Origin of the sequence: Mucilaginibacter straminoryzae (genome assembly GCF_022953055.1) — a bacterium.
Lineage (GTDB): Bacteria > Bacteroidota > Bacteroidia > Sphingobacteriales > Sphingobacteriaceae > Mucilaginibacter > Mucilaginibacter straminoryzae.
The window spans coordinates 165,154-184,881 of the sequence record NZ_JALJEJ010000003.1 but is presented as its reverse complement, the minus strand read 5'-3'; the positions used below and the strand labels follow the sequence as shown (position 1 = coordinate 184,881).

At 45.2% G+C, this 19,728-nt stretch carries 15 protein-coding genes and 2 pseudogenes; 9 read left to right on the top strand and 8 right to left on the bottom strand.

The features are described 5' to 3' along the window. The first annotated feature begins 81 nt into the window (after positions 1–81). From MUY27_RS08005 to MUY27_RS07990, 4 genes and pseudogenes are all read left to right on the top strand, one after another. Entirely contained in the window at positions 82–2,763 is a 2,682-nt protein-coding gene (locus MUY27_RS08005; protein ID WP_245129481.1) for a putative LPS assembly protein LptD, read from the top strand. 4 nt (positions 2,764–2,767) lie between these two features. Further along, positions 2,768–4,030: a competence/damage-inducible protein A gene (locus tag MUY27_RS08000; RefSeq protein WP_245129480.1), complete on the top strand. Its 1,263-nt coding sequence runs from the start codon at positions 2,768–2,770 to the stop codon at positions 4,028–4,030. 32 nt (positions 4,031–4,062) lie between these two features. After that, positions 4,063–4,650 (top strand): annotated as a pseudogene (locus MUY27_RS07995) (biotin/lipoyl-containing protein); the annotation flags it as partial. A 615-nt stretch (positions 4,651–5,265) separates the two neighbouring features. Further along, positions 5,266–5,988, top strand: a pseudogene (locus MUY27_RS07990) (dihydrolipoamide acetyltransferase family protein); the annotation flags it as partial. Positions 5,989–6,035: 47 nt separating this feature from the next. Here MUY27_RS07990 and MUY27_RS07985 read toward each other — a convergent pair. The 3 genes from MUY27_RS07985 to MUY27_RS07975 are packed head-to-tail and all read right to left on the bottom strand — an operon-like array spanning position 6,036 to position 8,924. After that, a complete protein-coding gene (locus tag MUY27_RS07985; protein WP_245129479.1) occupies positions 6,036–6,824 on the bottom strand; it encodes a polysaccharide deacetylase family protein in 789 nt (262 codons plus the stop codon). Next, positions 6,805–7,758: a glycosyltransferase family 2 protein gene (locus tag MUY27_RS07980; RefSeq protein ID WP_245129478.1), complete on the bottom strand. Its 954-nt coding sequence runs from the start codon at positions 7,756–7,758 to the stop codon at positions 6,805–6,807. The genes MUY27_RS07985 and MUY27_RS07980 overlap by 20 nt, the downstream gene beginning before the upstream one ends. Beyond that, the gene (locus MUY27_RS07975) at positions 7,755–8,924 is read right to left on the bottom strand and encodes a glycosyltransferase family 87 protein (protein WP_245129477.1); all 1,170 of its coding nucleotides are present in this window, start codon (positions 8,922–8,924) and stop codon (positions 7,755–7,757) included. Before MUY27_RS07975 ends, MUY27_RS07980 begins: the two co-directional genes overlap by 4 nt. Positions 8,925–9,092: 168 nt before the next feature. Here MUY27_RS07975 and MUY27_RS07970 point away from each other — a divergent pair, with 168 nt between their 5' ends. Further along, complete coding sequence (locus MUY27_RS07970) at positions 9,093–10,325, top strand: cation:proton antiporter (protein WP_245129476.1); 1,233 nt, start codon at positions 9,093–9,095, stop codon at positions 10,323–10,325. A 661-nt stretch (positions 10,326–10,986) separates the two neighbouring features. After that, a complete protein-coding gene (locus MUY27_RS07965) occupies positions 10,987–12,294 on the top strand; it encodes an ammonium transporter (protein WP_245129475.1) in 1,308 nt (435 codons plus the stop codon). Between the two features lie 69 nt (positions 12,295–12,363). Here MUY27_RS07965 and MUY27_RS07960 read toward each other — a convergent pair whose 3' ends face one another. Genes MUY27_RS07960 through MUY27_RS07950 form a run of 3 tightly spaced genes read right to left on the bottom strand, consistent with a single transcriptional unit; the run spans position 12,364 to position 15,662 of the window. After that, the gene (locus tag MUY27_RS07960; protein ID WP_245129474.1) at positions 12,364–13,215 is read right to left on the bottom strand and encodes a TIGR01459 family HAD-type hydrolase; all 852 of its coding nucleotides are present in this window, start codon (positions 13,213–13,215) and stop codon (positions 12,364–12,366) included. A 4-nt stretch (positions 13,216–13,219) separates the two neighbouring features. Next, positions 13,220–14,284, bottom strand: a complete 1,065-nt coding sequence (locus tag MUY27_RS07955) for a hypothetical protein (protein ID WP_245129473.1) — start codon at positions 14,282–14,284, stop codon at positions 13,220–13,222. A 22-nt stretch (positions 14,285–14,306) separates the two neighbouring features. Continuing rightward, positions 14,307–15,662 (bottom strand): glutamine synthetase family protein, encoded by a 1,356-nt coding sequence (locus MUY27_RS07950; protein ID WP_245129472.1) that lies wholly within the window; start codon positions 15,660–15,662, stop codon positions 14,307–14,309. A gap of 185 nt (positions 15,663–15,847) precedes the next feature. Between MUY27_RS07950 and MUY27_RS07945 the strand changes: the two genes are divergently transcribed. Continuing rightward, entirely contained in the window at positions 15,848–16,924 is a 1,077-nt protein-coding gene (locus MUY27_RS07945) for an SGNH/GDSL hydrolase family protein (RefSeq protein ID WP_245129471.1), read from the top strand. A gap of 43 nt (positions 16,925–16,967) precedes the next feature. On the opposite strand, the gene MUY27_RS07940 is transcribed toward MUY27_RS07945, so the two are convergent. Further along, on the bottom strand, positions 16,968–17,606 hold the full coding sequence (locus MUY27_RS07940; RefSeq protein ID WP_245129470.1) for a hypothetical protein: 639 nt from the start codon (positions 17,604–17,606) through the stop codon (positions 16,968–16,970). Between the two features lie 124 nt (positions 17,607–17,730). Here MUY27_RS07940 and MUY27_RS07935 point away from each other — a divergent pair, with 124 nt between their 5' ends. Beyond that, positions 17,731–18,426: a CoA transferase subunit A gene (locus MUY27_RS07935; RefSeq protein WP_245129469.1), complete on the top strand. Its 696-nt coding sequence runs from the start codon at positions 17,731–17,733 to the stop codon at positions 18,424–18,426. 128 nt (positions 18,427–18,554) lie between these two features. Then, positions 18,555–19,211 (top strand): CoA transferase subunit B, encoded by a 657-nt coding sequence (locus MUY27_RS07930; protein ID WP_245129468.1) that lies wholly within the window; start codon positions 18,555–18,557, stop codon positions 19,209–19,211. 2 nt (positions 19,212–19,213) lie between these two features. Here MUY27_RS07930 and MUY27_RS07925 read toward each other — a convergent pair whose 3' ends face one another. Beyond that, positions 19,214–19,711, bottom strand: coding sequence for a GNAT family N-acetyltransferase (locus tag MUY27_RS07925; RefSeq protein ID WP_245129467.1), 498 nt, complete (start codon positions 19,709–19,711; stop codon positions 19,214–19,216). Positions 19,712–19,728 lie beyond the last annotated feature (17 nt).

Here is a 19,728-nt window from a genome sequence, read left to right as displayed (position 1 = left end):
TAACTGCAAATTTATTATTCACTACAAACTTTGAAATTCGCCAGACTAATCCTTATACTGTTGTTTATTAGCGGGGCGAATATGTTATTGGCCTTCACTAATAACGTTATCGCACAACAATTATTGGGCTCCGATACAACTATCCGGCGGGATAGTTTGCCTAAAGTTACACGTTCTGGTGGTAAAATAAAAGCCCGCAGCACTAAACCAACCAAGGCTGCAAAAGATACTTCTAAAAATAAAGGCGGCCTTAACTCTATTGTACGGGCAACTGCGCAGGATTCCAGCTATACCGACCAAGAGCACAAGATTAGCTATTTGTATGGCCGCGCACGTGTTACTTATGAAGATTTTGAGCTTGATGCAGACTATATACGCCTTGACGAGAAGAATAAAACCGTATTTGCCAGCGGCAGGATAGACCCTAAAACGCACCGCTATACTGGGCGACCGATATTGAAGCAGAAGTCGGATAAGCCCACGATGGCAGATTCACTTTATTACAATTACGAGACAAAAAAGGGGAAGGTTTTCAATCCCTCGTCGCAGCAGGATGCCAATTATCTTTCGGGAGGGATGGCCAAAAAGCTGAATGAAAACGAGGTGGCATACCGCAATGTGTTGTATAGCACCTGCGACTTGCCTTATCCTGACACGCATTTCGGCATCGTGATCACCAAGGGTATTGCCGAAAAAAATCAGATCATTGCCGGCCCTGCTTACCTGGAAATCTTAAATGTGCCGATACCTATAGGTATCCCGTTCGGTTTCTTCCCGAAGCCGGAAAGCCGGGCATCAGGTGTTATCCTTCCAACTTTTGGCGAGGATGCAAAACTGGGTTTCTTCCTGCGCGAATTTGGTTATTACCTGGCCTTGAATGATTATATCGATCTTACTACAACAGGTACCATTTATTCAAAAGGATCTTTTGAGGTGCGCGAACGTTCTGTTTACCAGAAGCGCTATAACTATACCGGCTCTGTTGCTTTGAGTTTCACCTCGATGAATTACGGTAACCCCGGCGATCCGGCGCGTAAGAATTTCAACATCGCATGGTCGCACGCGCAGGACCCGAACGCACATCCCGGGTCGGTATTCTCTGCTTCCGTTAACGCAGGTACCAGTAGTTATTACCAGAGTTCGCCAGGGCAGCAGAGCTATAGCCTACAGCAGTTGACACAAAATACGCTGCAATCCAGCGTTTCTTACCAGCGGACATGGCCTAACAGCCCCTTTAATTTAAGCGTTAACTTACAGCATAGCCAGGATATTACCAACCGGACAGTGAACCTGCAATTGCCTACTTTCTCTTTTAATATGGCGAGTTTAAGCCCTTTTGATTCGAAAGACCGTGTAGGTGAACAAAAATGGTATCAGAAAATTACAGTAAGCTATACCTCGCAGGGTACAAATACGCTTAACAATATCAAAGAATCGGTTTTGTTTAATAAAGATACCCTGTTAAGATATCTGCGCAGTGGTTTCAAGCAAACCATACCGGTAAGCATGAACCTTACGCTGTTAAAATATCTGCAGTTTAGCAGTAGCGCAACTTATAATGAATATTGGAACTTCCAGACTACCCGTAAGTATTACGACCGTACCAACGTAAATAATCCAACGCAACCAGTTACAGAGGTTGTTCCGGGTTTCAGAAGGGCGGGCGATTACACTTTCGGTGCAAACTTTACTACCAAACTTTACGGTACCACTAATTTCAAGGGCAAGATAAAGGCCATAAGGCACGTCATGACGCCGAGTATAGGCTTCTCTTACGCGCCGGACTTTACCACGCTCGACCGAACGTATAATAAAATCATTGTAACCGAGTCTACCGTTCCATATCCATATTATGCCCAGAGATACTCTATTTTTGATAATACGGCAGTCGGTGGGCCTACCGGCAGGCGGTCCGGCGCAATTACCTTCTCATTAGATAACAGTGTTGAAGCGAAAGTTCGGGCAAAAAGTACCGATAGCTCCCAGGCCGATAAGAAAATTTCTATACTGCAAAGCTTAACCTTTAATGGTAGTTATAACCTGGCGGCAGACTCATTCCGTTTGTCCCAAATCGCATTCAACGGACATACCGCTGTTTTCAACCAAAAAGTGAACATCAACTTTGGTGGTAACTTTAACCCATATTCCGTACGCTTCCGTGATTCTATCGCGAATAACGCTGTTGTGCGTACCGCCAGGTTGATTGATCGTTACAGCTGGCAGGATGGCAAGTTGCCGCAATTGACCAACTTTTATGCTTCGGCAGATATCAGCTTGAATTCGAAGAGTAAGACCGGTAAAAGCTACAATCCATATTCTACAGTAACTACGGCGAGAGCTTCGGGAATGTCGCCACAGGAGGCAGAGCGCTTGTCAATGATCAACCAGGACCAATCGGCATTTGTGGACTTTAATATTCCCTGGAATGTTAATCTAAGTTATACATTCAATTATTCACTGGTAAACAATGGTCTGAGCACAACTATTGGTAATACGGTGCAGGCCAGGGGCGATGTAAGCGTCACGCCAAAGTGGAAGATCACTTACTACTCGGATATTGATGTGCGTAAACAGAAGATGACCACCATGCAATTAGGGATTTACCGCGATCTGCATTGCTGGGACTTGTCTGTACAATGGATTCCCTTCGGTTACCTGAAAATGTACAGCGTAATGCTGCGCGTAAAATCTACCATCTTGCAAGACTTGAAACTGAGCAAGCGCAGCGACTTTACAAATAACACCTATTATAATCCTAATTAAAAACATGCTCGCAGAAATAATAACGATCGGCGATGAAATATTAATCGGGCAGATTGTCGATACTAATTCGGCCTGGATGGCCCAGCGCTTGAATGAAACAGGAATCCGCGTGAAGCAGATCAGTTCCGTTTCTGATGACCGGCAACATATCCTGACAGCCTTTGCCGAAGCGCGTAACCGTGCGGATGTGATTTTAATTACCGGCGGCTTAGGGCCAACCAAAGACGATATTACCAAGAAAACCTTAGCTGAATACTTCGGCGTTGGTTTTAAACTGGATGAAGGCGCATTAGAAAACGTCAAAAAAATATTCGCGCGCTACAACCGCCCCTTGCTGGATGTCAACATTAAACAGGCCGAGGTTCCCGAAAATTGCGAAGTATTACCTAATAATAATGGTACGGCGCCGGGTATGTGGTTCAACCACGAAGGAAAGATCTACGTGTCTATGCCTGGTGTACCGCATGAGATGCAGTACTTAATGCAGGAAAGCGTGATACCTAAATTATCTGCTGCGTTCCATTTACCGAAGGTAATTCACCAGACGATACTGACTGCGGGAGAAGGAGAGTCGTTTCTTGCCGAACGCATTGCAGATATTGAAGAAAGCCTGCCACCAGAAGTTAAACTGGCTTACCTGCCAAAATTAGGACAGGTGCGTTTACGCCTGAGTGGTTACGAAGATAAAGAAGGTCAGCTGGCCGGACAGATTGCCCACTACATCAATCTGATTGTAGAACGGGTAAAAAACGTAGTGGTTACCATTGGCGACATCCCGATAGAAAAAGCAATAATGGATAAGCTGGAGGCACGGGGCGAAACGCTCAGCGTGGCTGAAAGCTGTACCGGTGGTTATATTTCCCACTTAATGACGCAGCACCCTGGTTCTTCTGCGGTATTTTTAGGCGGGGCAATTTCCTACGCCTATGAGTTAAAGGAGAGCATGCTTGGCGTAAAGAACGAAACGCTTTGGCAATTTGGAGCAGTAAGCGAAGAAACCGCAACTGAAATGGTGGAAGGTGCTTTGTTGAATTTTAAATCAGACTATGCAATTGCTGTAACAGGGGTGGCCGGACCAGGAGGTGGCACGGCGGAGAAACCTGTAGGCACGGTTTGGATAGCTGCTGCATCTAAAACCAATCGCATTGTAAAGAAATTCACATTTGGTTCTAAGAGGCAGCAAAACATAGAAAGAGCTGCAATTACGGCCTTTACACTGTTGAATACTTTATTAACTGATAGTAGTAAAAGCGGTGAAATAGTGTAAATTTGGCAGATTGAAGTATATTTTATTCATCTATGTCCAATTACCAGCTGTTATTGCCTAAAATGGGGGAGAGCGTTGCCGAAGCAACGATCATCAAATGGCTTAAAAATCCAGGTGATTTTATCGAAGCCGACGAAGCCGTTTTAGAGATAGCTACCGATAAAGTAGACTCTGAGGTACCATCGCCTGTTTCGGGTAAACTGATCACCCAACTCTACAACGCCGATGATGTGGTGCAGGTGGGTTCGCCTATCGCACTTATTCAAACCGAGGCTGATGCGGCAAATGCAGTTCCGCCAGCGGCTCCGCCACCTGTTGTGGAAGTCCCTGTAGTAGAAGAAGCGCCGGCACCTGCAGCTCAGCCAGAAGCCCAACAAGCTACACCGGCTCCTCAACCTGAAACACAAACTGCTGCGGCAAACCATATACCTGGGGTAGATCAGTTAGAGAACAGACCTGCCGTACAACAGTCGGCTGCCCCATCCGAAGCAAAAGCTACCAATGTATTTTCGGGAAGATTCTATTCCCCGTTAGTGAAAAGCATTGCCTCGCAGGAGGGGATCAGCATTGCTGAACTGGATACCATTCCCGGAACGGGAGCAGAAGGCCGTTTAACAAAAGATGATCTGCTGAATTATATCAAGAATCGGTTTGCGCAGCCTGCTGCCACTCCGGAACAGCCGGTACAAACTGCTGCTGCTATCGTTCCAAACCAAACAGTAGAGGAAAGTGGCCCTGTTGTTACGGCTACTCCGGAACCACCCAAACCGGAACCTGTGCCGGCAGCAGCACCACAAGTTGCCCCACCTCAACCAGAGCGGCCGAGGCCGCAATCGGCGGCACCTGCGCCTAAACCTGTTGAACAACAAAAACCTGTAGCGCCGCCAGCGCAACCGGCAGCACCACAACCTGTAGCAGAAGCTCAAAAAGCGCAACCGCAGGTACAACAGCCAACCATGCAACAACCAGAACAAAATACTTATATACCACCGGTGCAGCAGCCTGTACAACAGCAACAAGCTTTTATACAACCGCAGCCACAACCAATGTACGTGCAGCAACCAATATACCAGCAACCGCAGGTTTTCCAGGCGCCGCCGGTATATGTACAACAGCCAATTTATCAGCAACCACCGGTGTATCAGGCCCCTCCGGTTTATTATCCCGGTCAGCCTGTTTATCAGCGACCAGAATATATCCCGCAGCCAGAACAGCCAAAGCCTTCAAGCAGCAGCGTTTCTATAAGCGGCGAGGATGAGATTATAGAAATGGACCGTATGCGCCGTTTAATTGCGGAACACATGGTAAACAGTAAAAAGGTATCGCCGCACGTCACTTCATTTATTGAGGTGGACGTAACCAACCTGGTGATGTGGCGCGAGAAAGTAAAAAATCATTTCGAGTCACGCGAGAAGGAAAAATTAACCTTTACACCAATCTTTATAGAAGCGGTTGCATCAGCTATAAAAGATTTGCCGATGATCAACGTATCCGTTGATGGTACTAATATCATCAAACGTAAAAATATTAATATCGGTATGGCAACAGCATTACCGAGCGGCAACCTGATTGTGCCGGTGATCCGTAAGGCTGACGAATTGAGCTTAACCGGTTTGGCTAAGGCTGTAAACGATTTGGCTAATCGCGCCCGTAAGAACAAGCTGAAGCCAGAAGAAATTAAAGATGGAACCTTTACCATCACCAACGTAGGTACGTTTGGTAACGTGATGGGTACGCCGATTATCAACCAGCCGCAGGTGGCGATATTAGCTATCGGTGCCATTAAGAAAAAGCCCGCTGTAATGGAAACTAAAAACGGCGATGTGATTACCATTCGCCATATGATGTTCCTTTCGCTATCTTACGACCATCGCGTGGTAGATGGCTCATTAGGCGGAGCCTTCATCAAGAAAGTATCAGATTACCTCGAAGCCTGGGATATCAACAGGGCCGTTTAAGAAGAATTAATTCCTGATCCCCTCTAAAACAGAGGGGATTTTTGTTTTTACCTGGAATGAACGATGATATCTTCAGCAAAATCATCTGTCCTGCTGAATACATAACCTTTGGCTTTCGCCCAGTTAATAAATTCGGTCAAACGTTTCACAAAAGCATCTCCCGTGTTTTTGGTTACATAGCCGGGAAAATTGTACAACTGGGGTTTATCCAGGTCGGTAAACTCCCAGGGGTGGAAGTACAGGTTCAGGTAGCCATCCTTTTTATGGGTGGCAGCGCTGAAATACTTCAGCAACGACATCGGCAGGTTATGAAAACTCAACCAGAAAAGCGGAAACCGGATCCGCGGGGAAACTGACGATGGTAATTGCAACACTCCCTTATTCCAAAACCAGGTACGCGGCTTATCAAAATTATTATACCTTCCGGGTAACCATGTAGGGTTGATGGAAGAGTTATACCAATAACCCGCCTTTGCTATTTCAGTTTCGTCTACCGGCATCATCCGCGCCATACGGTAACCTTTAACAGGCTTGCCGGTTATTTCTTCGAGCTTTAACCGCGATTGCAGCAAATGCTCCGGTTTGAATTCGGTATGATAAAACCCGTGTGAAGCCACCTCGTGACCATCTGCTAAAATGCGCTGAATCACGTCTTGCTTGTGCATAGCATAATTAGCGGTACAATAAAAGGTAGCTTTTACACCGGCCTGCTGCAGAATGTCCAGTATTTTATTGGTTCCTTCAGTAGATACTGCCAGTTGTTCTTCAAACGGTAAAGATTTGCCGTATTCAAACGGCATATCAAACTCTTCTATATCAAAGCTTAATAAGATCATTAATGCGCTGCAAGTTGGTAGAACGGATAATATAATTAGGACGTTGTTTGGCCTGCATAAACAATTTACCCAGATATGTACCAATAATACCTAATACGGTCAACTGTACACCGCCAAAGAACACCACGGTAGCCAAAATTGATGTCCAGCCGGATACGACGTGCCCCGAGTAATAGCTGATGAGGATATATGGAATATACAACGTAGCCAGCGCCGAGAAAAAGAACCCCATTCCTGTAGCCAGGTATAACGGACGAACGCTAAAAGCAGTGATGCCTTGTATCGCAAAACGGAGCATCTTCTTCAAGGTATACTTACTTTTTCCCGAGAAACGGGCTTCAGCGGTATAATGTATCGCATATTGTTTAAAACCCAGCCACTTGATCAGCCCGCGCATAAAAATGCCGTTTTCATTCATCGATACCAGTACATTGGCAACTTTACGATCGATCAGCCTGAAATCTGCCGTTCCTTTTTCCAGCTTGGTATCAGAAAGGGAGTTGATCATTTTATAGAACAGATCAGACGATTTGGTTTTAAATATCGTCGCTTCATCCTGGTATTCGCGGGTGGTATAAACCACATCATAGCCTTCTTCCCACTTTTGAATAAACTGGGGTATCAGGTCGGGCGGGTGCTGCATATCGCCATCCATGCTGATGATACAATCGCCATCGGCGTAATCGTAACCGGCCTTCAAAGCGTTTTGGTGGCCGAAGTTGCGGGATAGTTCCAGGTAAAACAGGTTAGGATCCAGATCGCCTAATGTTTTTAGTTTGTCTAAGGTGCCGTCAGAACTGCCGTCGTCAACGAAAATTACTTCGTATTCATACGGCAGTGTTTTTAAAACCGATACCAGTTTTGAGGCCAGCACCTGGATATTGCCTTCTTCGTTATAAGATGGAACTACTACAGAAATTTTCTTCTTCATCATGATGCAACTGCCTTTACAGCTTTATCGCCAAAATTTTTGGTTAATAGTTCATAGGTGATTTTAAGCCATATCAGGAAGCATGGAAACGCTTTTAGTGCGTATGGCTTAATGTAGGTTTTATTGATGTATTTAGGGAACAGATCAGACGGTGAAAGGCTGGTAACCAGTAAGGCAAATACCAGCAGAAAGATCACGAACCCGGTAACGGGGCGATCGAGATTCATAAACCATATTGCTACGCCTGCAAAGGCAATAATATAGGTTGGCGATTCCGAGCCGGTGCTGAAGATCACCGCGAAGATCAATACCGAAGCTAACAACGTTAAGCGGTAAGGAAGATATTTGAACTGGCTGATACGTATATAAGCGCTTGCAAATAATAGTACCCCCGGAATTAAAACCGCAAGATTAGATAACTGAGGGTAATGGAAAATCCGCCGGATCATCCCCATTACCGATATATCCTGCATGTGCGATGTGGTATTATCTGCATTCTTCTGGCTGAGGCACACCAACCAATCATGGTATGATTGTATAACGAAATGCGGCGACGAGAACGCCATTGGCAATACAAACAAAACGGCGCTCCACATCAAGAAGGTCCAGATGAACTTTATTTTATTCTTCGAGAAGAAGAAAAAGGCAAGACCGACAATACCGTAAAGTTTGATCAACGTACCTGCTACGATTAGCAGCGTTGCCCACATATCCTGCTTGCGATGTACAAAAACCAGGCTAAGGATGATAATGGCGGCTACGCTCGGGTTAAACTGAACGCCGAATGCAGCGGTCATCAGTTCGTGTGCGCTGATTAGTAATATCGCCAGCCGCTGATTAACCGTCATGGGTAATTGCCAGATGGCCCAATAGAGCGCAAAGCAATTGAATACAACCCAAAGTACACATCCCCAAAAATCTGGCAGCAGCGTAAAAGGGGCGATAACCAAACCGAAAAGCGGACCATAGTGATTCAGGTCAAAATAATATTCTGGCTGAAGCGAGTAGAGGTTATGCTGATGAATGAGGTTAACAAAAGTATACTTATATATAAAATAGTTGTTGATATGGTTGTGCGATGCTTGCTTAATAACCGCGATCAGGCTTAACCCAAACCACAGCGAAAGAACAACGTATTTATTTAAAAGCAGCTTTTCTAATTTAGACATCAGTCCGCGGGAGTAAACTAATTGTTACAAATATAGCTATTACACGGATAATACACTCCCGTGCAGTAAAATAAGCACCTTCCTTATCGGGCAAGTACCGGCCATAGGTGCGATTTAAGGCGGGCGGCTAACTGGTATTTTGTATCTTGCGGCAAGGGGGTAAAATTTATGGATTTCAGAGAGATTCTCACTATTATAATTGTGCTTGCGGCAGTGTTTGCCTACGTGAACCATCGCTTTATTAAGTTGCCACCCACCATAGGCATCATGGCGCTTTCGCTGATCTCTTCTCTTTTAATCGCCCTGACCGGAAATTCTAGATCGATCTTATCAGAGAAAGCAATAGAACTTGTTTCTTCAGTGGATTTTAACGATCTGCTGATGAACTTCATGCTCAGCTTTCTGCTCTTTGCGGGTTCTATCCATGTAGATGCGTCTAAACTGAAAGCCCAATTAGGGCCTGTGGCCTTGCTGGCACTTTTAGGCACCGTTGTGTCTACGTTGTTAGTTGGCGGCGGTATGTGGTATTTGTTTTCGTTTTTCGGCGCGTCTATTCCGCTGGTATATTGCTTATTGTTCGGTGCGTTAATTTCACCTACCGATCCCGTAGCGGTGTTGGGAATATTGAAAGACGCTAAAATTCCAGAATCCTTAGAGCTAAAAATTTCCGGCGAATCACTTTTTAATGATGGAGTAGGTGTAGTGCTTTTTATCACCATTTCTGAAGTTGCCCGCTCTACTACCGGACATTTTTCATGGGGCGAAACGTTATTACTTTTTTCGCGAGAGGCAATAGGCGGATTGGTTTTCGGCGCATTGCTGGGTTATATTGGTTATTTGGCTATTCGCTCAATTGACGATTATAAGGTAGAGGTATTGATTACCATTGCATTAGTGTTGGGTGGCTACTTGTTGGCTGACAAGCTACATGTATCCGGGCCATTAGCGATGGTGGTTGCGGGTATTATTACAGGTAACAAGGTGAAGCACGAGGCCATGTCTGACGTGACGCGTGATTACCTGGGCAAGTTCTGGGAATTGGTAGATGAAATATTGAACGCGGTATTGTTTCTGCTGATCGGCCTGGAAATATTGACGATAAAGACAGACAGTATCATATTCGTGATCGGCCTGCTTACTATTCCACTCGTGTTGGCAATTCGCTGGATCTCGGTTTTCTTTCCTTTACTACTTTTACGGAAGTGGATGCTTTTCGAAAAAAACGTAGTAACGATATTGACCTGGGGCGGACTTAGGGGCGGAATATCTGTTGCATTAGCGCTTTCCCTTACTAAAGATATGCACCGCGACGAATTTACCCTAATTACTTACGTTGTTGTGGTATTTTCTATCCTTGTTCAAGGCCTGTCTATTGGAAATCTTGCAAAAAAGCTTCAATAAATTAAGATTAAGCTGCCGATTTACTGAGATAGCTCTTCACTTGTATGTTTTTTGTAAGTATTTTCAATAAATTCCATTATTTATTAGATAATTTATACTATTTATATCAAGTATTTATTATTTTAGTGAGAATAATAACCTCTTTTATCTCACTTGATGAAAATAAGAGCCGTAAAAATATTTTTTATATGCTTTTTATTTGCTCCTTTAGGTTTAAAAGGTGGGGATTTTGTTTTTAGTAGAAATTTTTCCAATCATTCAGTCTGCGCGATTCTTAAAGCGCAGGGATTTGGCACTCCAATAAAAAATCACCCGGTTTATAACATCAATATTTATGGTGGAATACCGGTTTACAGGTTTTCTTCGCACCGCGGGGGCGGGCTTTTTAAATTATTCGCCACAAATAACCCTAATGTTCTTATCGGCTACAAGCCGTTGGTATTGATCTATAATTTTAATAACACCGGTTATTTAAATTCGGGCAAGTTATTTCTTTTTCCTTTCCACGCTTTTTGGTGATTTCTAATCCATCGTAACTTCTTTTTCCTTATTCGCGTGATAGCACCGGCCATATGAGACGTCCGGCTACTACGCTATTATCCAACTTTAAATCAATCACCATTAACCATGGCCTCTTCATGAGGTTCAGGAAGCTATTATCATGAAAAAAATTTTACCATTCATTGTGCTGGTCTTTATTGTCGTTCTGGCACTTGTATTCCCTTCGGCAGAAACGGTTACCGTAAAAGACAGCAAAATAGACGCGGGAGATACCGCCTGGCTAATTATGGCTACAGCCCTTGTATTGATCATGACGCCCGGTCTGGCATTTTTCTACGGCGGCATGGTTAGTAAAAAGAACGTGCTATCTACCATGCTGCAAAGCTTTGTTTGTATGGGCGTCATCACCATTATATGGGTTATTTTCGGCTTTAGCCTTGCCTTCGGCGATTCTATTAATGGCATCATCGGCAACCCGTCTACCTTTTTTATGATGAAAGGTATGTTGGGCAACGCTACGTGGAAACTGGCACCGACTATACCGCTGGTTTTGTTTGCCATGTTCCAGTTGAAGTTTGCCGTGATTACGCCGGCGCTTATCACCGGGGCTTTTGCAGAACGGATCCGTTTTAACTCGTACCTTATTTTCCTTTGTTTATTTATCGTGGTTATTTACGCTCCGCTGGCACACTCGGCCTGGCACCCGGATGGTTTAATGTTTAAATACGGCGTATTGGACTTTGCAGGTGGTACAGTTGTACACATGTCTGCTGGTTGGGCTGCATTGGCCGCTGCGTTGTACTTAAAGCAGCGTACCGATAAGGCACATGCCCCGGCGCGGATCAGCTATGTATTATTAGGTACCGGCTTACTCTGGTTCGGGTGGTTTGGCTTTAACGCAGGTTCTGCATTAGGTTCCGGGACGCTGGCCGCAACTGCGCTTGCTACTACGACAACTGCATCTGCAGCGGCAGCAATGTCCTGGATATTTTTTGACATGATGCTTGGTAAAAAACCTGGGGTAATGGGCGCATGTATCGGCGCGGTAGTAGGTTTGGTGGCGATCACCCCTGCAGCGGGTTTTGTAACTATTCCGCACTCGCTGATTATTGGTATAGTTGCGGCAGTTGTAAGTAACCTAATGGTATTATGGCGGACAAAAACATCCATTGATGATACGCTGGATGTTTTCCCGTGCCATGGTGTAGGCGGCATGATGGGGATGCTGCTGACAGGTATTTTTGCCAGCCAGAATGTAAACAGTGCCAACACCATCGGCAACGGGTTGTACTATGGGCAAACCCACCTCTTCCTGGTACATGTGGTAGCGCTGGTGGCTGTATCTGCCTTTGCCTTCTTCGGTTCGCTGCTATTGTTAAAAGTTACCGACCTGATCAGCCCGCTGCGTGTATCGGTAGAAGAAGAAGCCGTTGGTCTGGATGTTTCCCAGCACGGCGAAGAACTATAAGTGCATCTATTTTTAGTGTTTTTTTAAATAGTTAGTTCGGCGCTCCCTGTATTTTACAGGGGCGCTGTTTTAATCTATAACGGCAGATGTACAGATATAAGTTGGTACAATGCCGGTAGCCGTAATACGGGTCTCTGCATCTTTGGGCAAGGTATTGCCGGTAAGCACCAATACAGTATCTAACCCGAACTTATTACCGCCAATAATGTCTGTATTTAGGGTATCACCCACCATCAGGATGTCTTTCTTATTGATGTCGCCTTTTGCTCTCAGGATATCATAAGCAAAGTTGAACATCTGCGAATCAGGTTTACCAAAGCGGATAAATTTCTTCCCGGTGATGTGTTCTATCATGTGCGCCAAGCCGCCGATGGCAATAGCCACATCCTGTTTATTTACCGGGTAGGCGTGGTCTGTATTCGCTACAATGGCCGGGATGTTCCTGCGGCGGATCAGATTAACGGCTTTGTTCAAATCTTCAAACCAGTCGAAGCCTTCATCATCTAAAAATACCAGCGCATTTACCTGGTCGATATTTTCTTCGGTGATCATACTTACCGGCATGGTATGCAGGCCAGAGCTATCAATGTAATGTGCCGAATCCGGCGTACCCAGGTAGGCAACGGTACCATCATTCACTTTCAGATCCAGGTAATCCTTTGCAAGCATGCCCGAGGAAATGATCTTATCGGCAGTAATTTGCGATAAGCCTATCTTTTGAAAAGACTGGGCCAACTGAATAGGGCTTCGCGAGGCGTCGTTCGTGAGCACATAAAACTGCTTGCCGGTTTGCTCCAGGTATTCAAAAGTAGCGTCCACACCCGGAACTTTACCATTATGGTTCTTAATTACACCGTATGAATCAAAAAAAATGGTTTGGTATTTATCGATAACAGCTTTAAAGTCGACGGTTTGTATCATTAGTTTAAACAGTTATAGGGGCTGGTCTTAATTCAAGGGCGTCAATCAATACTTCCGCCTTAAAATCACGGTCAACGGACGGCAGGTAAATATCGTAAGCCTCGCGCTGCAATTTTTTCGCATACTGCTCATGAAAGAAGTGCTTGCCATCTTTGATCACGTAATTAAGGATAAAAAAACGGTAGGCTTCTTTCAGGTAATGCAATTCATTGATGGTAAGCGGGTAAACCTTATGATATTCTTTTAGGAACAGGATAAACCGCTCTTCCATCATGGTAGTAATATAATAGCTGAATACCGTACGGTCGCCTACATCAGATACTACGCGGCTGAAGAAGTAGAAATCCATCATACGGGTATTTCTTCTGAACCAATCGTAATCCCAACGCGAATAAAGTTCCAGGTCCGGAGTGACGGAGAAGTTACCAATGTTCCAGTCTACAAAGACAGGTATAGCCTCAAAGCTACCTGCATTATATTTTGCGCGATTCTTTAAGAACTGCTCACAGTGGTATTTGATAATATCTGCCTGGCTGCGTGTACCAAACTGGCTTTCGTTTTTTGCAAGTTGTTCCAATAGGGCGTTAATATCCGTCCGCATCGTTTTAGACGATTTTGGCAGCACCTTACTGGCACGGGAGCAGGCCTTATGAAATTTAGCCGTCTGCTGGGCAAACTTCACAATATGGCGCTCCTCTAAACGGCGCGGCAAACGTTCCATAATGCGGGTAGGGTTGTAAAATACCACCCATGCATCTGTTCTTCCGTGCCGGTAGCGATAAATATAAACCCGGTTATTTTTTAGCAGCGATTTTGCCAGAAAATTCTCGAACGGGTAAAGCAGGTTATTAGATAAGCTGTGGATCAGCCGGTGGTCTTCCTTAAAATATTCGTATTTGCCAAAGTAGGATAGCTTGGCAATAATAATATCGTCATCTTCAAAAGTGATCCTGAACACCAGGTTGGTTGATACATTGGCGCTGATGTCTTCTATTTTCCTGATCACCTTAGAGGCATCATATCCTTCCCAGGCTTTACGGATGATCAGTGTACTTAATTCGTAATCCATAATTGTTATTTAACCAATAAGGTTAAATGATTTCAAAGTAACGTTTAATTTCCCAATTGGTAACATGGCTGCTGTATTGCTGCCACTCCCACAAACGGGTTTTTGTAAAATGTGATACGAAAGTTTCGCCAAAAAGTTCGCGGGCAATGGCCGAATCCTGCATAGCTAGAGCCGCATCGCGCAGATTAGACGGAATACTTCCGTTACTTTTATCGGCATAGCCATTTCCGCTAACGGGAGGTATGTCTAAAGCTAATTTATTTTTAATCCCGTACAGCCCCGAAGCCAAAGCGGCCGCGATGGCCAGGTAAGGGTTTGTATCGGCACCGGGGATACGGGTCTCGACACGGCTATGTTTTTCGCTATGATTGATGATGCGTAAAGCAGTGGTGCGGTTATCAATACCCCAGGTAATGGTAGTGGGCGCCCAGGCCCCTTCAACCAGGCGTTTGTAACTGTTTATAGTAGGGGCATACATTGGTACCAGGTGCGGCAGGCAATAAAGCTGCCCGGCGATGTAATGCTTTATCAACTCACTCATGTGCAATTCGTCCTGACTATCAAAGAAAAGGTTTTGCTTTTTACCGGCATCCCATAAGCTTTGGTGAACGTGGCCACTACAACCGGGTAAGGTTTCTGTCCACTTGGCCATAAAAGAAGCCATAATGCCGTGCTTACCGGCTATTTCTTTAACCGCGGTTTTAAATAATACGGCTTTATCAGCCGCTCTGAGCGCTTCGTCATGAAATATTGCCGCCTCATAAACTCCCGGACCGGTTTCGGTATGCAGGCCTTCTACTGGAATATCAAATTCAGTCAGGCTTTTGATCAGATCGTAATAAAAATCGCTTTGTTGCGAGGGGCGAAGTATAGAATAACCGAACATCCCCGGCGTTAGCGGCTGCGGATTAATGTACTGCTTATCGGCCAGTGATTGCGGTGTTTCCCTGAAATTAAACCATTCGAACTCTTGTGCAAATTCGGGATGAAAACCTAATTCGTGGCATTCGTTAACAATACGTTTTAACAAAGTTCGTGGGCAAGGCACGGTTTCATTTCCAGCCCCGCTAAAATCTGCCAGGAAAAACGGAATATTATCCTGCCATGGAATAGTGCGAAACGTAGAAAGATCTATCCGGCAGGGTTTATCCGGGTAACCGGTATGCCAGCCCGTAACATCAACATGATCGTAAGGCGCATCACTGCTATCCCAACCAAAAACCACATCACAAAAACCATAACCATCTTCCAGGCCGCTCTCAAGCTTTCTTCTATGGATCACCTTGCCCCGCAACACGCCGTCAATATCGGCGAAAGCGAACTTAATATGTTGTATATGGTGTTCATCCAGATAGTCTAAAATCTGTTTTTTAGTCATGGTAAAAGAGAGTTATCAGGCTTAGGCGGCAAGATAATTATTAGCCCCGGCTTGCACAAATGTAGCGGTTTGTGTTTGTTGATCCCGCATGTTGAGGCAGTAGCGTACTCATTTACTCTATTTTTCTGATCGGGAATTTGCCAGCGGTACGTTAATGCCTTATCTTGGCTTAGATATCATTCATCATGAGAAACAGATTCCTCATTGCCTTAATTCTTGGTGTTGTAAGCCTTGCAGCAACGGCACAAACAATTATTAAAAGCACGGATAGCCACATCAAATACAGCGGACGGATAGCATTTAAAAATGGGGCAGCGATATTAAGCTGGTCTGGAAACTCCGCAAAAATAAACTTTAACGGAACGGGGATAAAAGCTTCGTTGAAAGATGAGTTTGGAAAGAACTATCTAAAAGTAATTTTAGACGGTACAGTGTTAAAGGATGTAGAGCTGGATTCCTTGCAGCATAGCTATGACCTGGTATCCGGACTTGCATCCGGACCGCATACCCTGGAGTTATTTAAACGTACGGAATGGATTTTTGGAAGGACCTTACTGTATGGTTTTGAGCTGGAGGGCGATAGTAAGATTGAAGCGACACCGTTAACCAACACCCGTAAAATTGAATTCTATGGTAATTCGATCACCTGCGGCTATGCCGTTTTGGATACCACCGGAAAGGACAGAGGTACACCACCTTACGAGGACAACTATTTAAGCTACGCTTACCTTACTGCTAAGCATTTCAACGCCGAGTACTCCTGTATTGCGCGAAGCGGCATAGGAGTGATGGTGAGTTGGTTCCCGTTAATTATGCCGGAAATGTATGATAAGCTGGATCCCGCAGATGAAAAGAGTACCTGGAATTTTAATAAATACACACCGGACGTGGTAGTGATCAATTTATTTCAGAATGATTCGTGGCTGGTAAAGCAGCCCCAGCATCCTGAATTTGCACACCGTTTTGGCGCTAAAGCACCGGATGAAAAACAGATCATCGCGGCCTATCAGAATTTCATTAAAACCATCCGGAAAAAGTACCCGCAAGCTAATATTATCTGCGCACTCGGTAGTATGGATGCAACGCGCGAAGGTTCGCAATGGCCGGGTTATATCACCAAAGCCGCAGAAGGGCTACATGACGTGAAGATAAAGACGCACTTTTTCCCTTATAAGGGTACGGCCGGGCATCCAAGTAAAACGGAACAGCAAGCAATGGCTGATGACCTGATCAAATACATCGATAAAAATATCAGGTGGTAAATAAAGAAGCCCTTCCGTTATAAAGAAGGGCTTGCTTATTTTATCAGGTCTCGATATGGCCTTTGTTATCGTCCGGGCTGTTACTGCCGTAATCCGGCCCTCGGTCGTAATCCTTATCGTAGCGGGCTTTGCCTGGCTCGGTTTGGTTTTGTTCACCGATTTTATGCTGGTCGTTATTTGCAGCATCGGCTTCTTCACTCGTGGCGCCGTTATCCGTGCTGGTTTTCTCACCTTGCCCGCCGGTGATGGTTCCGCCGTCGTAATCAGCAGTGCCCTCTTGGTACTTTTCGGTATTAGTAGATGATCCACCCTGATCGGGGTCGGGCGCTCCCTGCTGGTCTTTCACCTTAAAATTATTCAACTCAGGGTGTTCTTCAGCAGGCTCGGTACGTTTAAAGTAATCGTTATCGTAACCTGCATTCCTTGACGGGTTAGCCGGATCATCGCCAGAAGTGGTCACACTGCTTTCTCCGAAGTTCTGTCCGCCGTACCCATGGCTTTCCATGCCCGGCTGATCTGCATCAACCGGTTCGCTATCACCAAATATATAGGTACGTTTTAAATCCTTCTCGGTAAGGTTACCATCGTCTTCAACTTTATATCCCCCCGCAGGCGCATCGTCACCCTGCACGGTATGATGCGGGTAATTATGCTGATCTTTTGCATCGCTCTCGTTTATCATAATTGAAATAATTGATATAGTTATAAGCCCGGCAACTACTTTTTTGTTTTAGCGGGTTTAACAATGGCAGGGGTTGTGCAAAGCTGTTTATCCTGTTAACTTAGCCACACCAATTATAAGCCGGATGAATAAAGTTGTTAAAGATGCAGATACTGCCATCAAAGGCATCAGCGATGGTATGACCCTGATGCTGGGTGGCTTTGGCCTGTGCGGACTTCCAGAAAATTGTATTGCAGCCCTGGTAAACAGTGGCATTAAAGATTTAACCTGCATTTCTAATAATGCCGGGGTGGACGATTTTGGCATCGGGCTGATGCTGAAGAACCGGCAGGTAAAAAAGATGATCTCGTCATACGTGGGCGAGAACGCCGAGTTTGAACGGCAATTACTGAGCGGCGAACTGGAAGTGGAACTGATACCTCAAGGCACACTGGCTACCCGTTGTATGGCTGCCGGTTACGGTATGCCTGCGATATTCACGCCAGCCGGTATAGGTACCGAAGTGGCGGAAGGAAAAGAGATCAGGAATTTTAATGGGAAGGATTACCTGATGGAAATGGCGTTTGATGCCGATTTTGCTATTGTTAAGGCTTGGAAAGGTGATACTATGGGTAACCTTGTTTACCGTTCCACCGCCCGTAACTTTAACCCTGTGATGGCAATGGCCGGCAAGATCACTATTGCTGAAGTAGAGGAGCTGGTAGAACCGGGTGAGTTAGATCCTGACCATGTACATACACCAGGTATTTATGTTCACCGGATTTTTCAGGGTAAGAACTACGAGAAAAGAATTGAAAAACGAACGGTGAGTGAGAGATGATTAATTGATGTGCAGATATGCGGATGTGCAAATGCAAATTTGATACATAGCTGAATAAGAAATAGCTCTAAAAAGCCCTCCCTTCCGGGGAGGGTTGGGAGGGGCTTTCAAATCAAAAATAGGACTACATGCTTAATAAAGAAGATATCGCTAAAAGAATAGCGCGAGAAATAAAAGACGGATTTTACGTTAACCTGGGTATTGGTATCCCAACCCTGGTTGCTAATTATATCCCGGAAGAAATGGACGTGGTATTACAGTCGGAAAATGGGTTACTTGGAATGGGGCCGTTTCCTTACGAAGGGGGGGAAGACCCTGATACCATCAACGCGGGTAAGCAGACAATCACCATGCTGCCGGGATCAGCCATTTTTGATTCAGCCATGAGCTTCGGGATGATCCGTGCTAAGAAAGTAAACCTGACCATTTTAGGGGCAATGGAAGTTTCTGAAAACGGCGACATTGCTAACTGGAAGATCCCCGGGAAAATGGTAAAAGGGATGGGTGGCGCAATGGACTTAGTGGCCTCTGCCGAAAATATCATCGTAGCCATGCAGCATGTGAACAAAGCCGGCGAATCTAAACTGTTGCCGAAATGTACCCTGCCTTTAACAGGTGTTAAATGCGTAAAGAAAATCGTGACCGAACTGGGCGTTTTCGATGTGTTGACCGAAGGTGGTTTTAAGCTATTGGAAAGAGCGCCCGGAATTACGGTTGAAGATATCCAACAAGCTACAGCGGGAAAGCTGATTGTGGAAGGCGATATCACTGAAATGATGCTGTAGTCTTAGATTAGCAGTTGGTAGTGCAGCATATCTTCAGATTGACCGTCTGGCCAGTGCTTAGCTTCGGCATGCGTATAGGTGAAGCCGTGGGCGATCATGGCTTTTTTTGACGCTACATTACCCGCCCGGTGGCCGATCAGTAACTTCTTTAACGCGCGTTGCCTTGCCCATTCCAGGCGTGCGCGGTAGAGTAACCGGGTTAACCCAATACCGCGATATTCTTTTTTGATGTATGAACCAACAAAGGTTGCTTCGTCCGGTTGCTCCCGGTTAACCACAATGCCGGTAGTGCCAATCAGCTCACCATCCGGATTAAAAAGTCCCCAAAAAGCAACAAAATCGTTAAAGGTGCGCGAATACCATACTTCGTCAGGTAATTCAGATTCTGTCTGATACTTACTTCCAAAAACACCCGGTTCCAAACGCAACGCCTCCAAGCGGATAGCTTTGTACCGATGAAGTTCATCAGGGGTAAATAACCGGATGCTAAATGCTTCCATATTATGGTCAAGCTTTT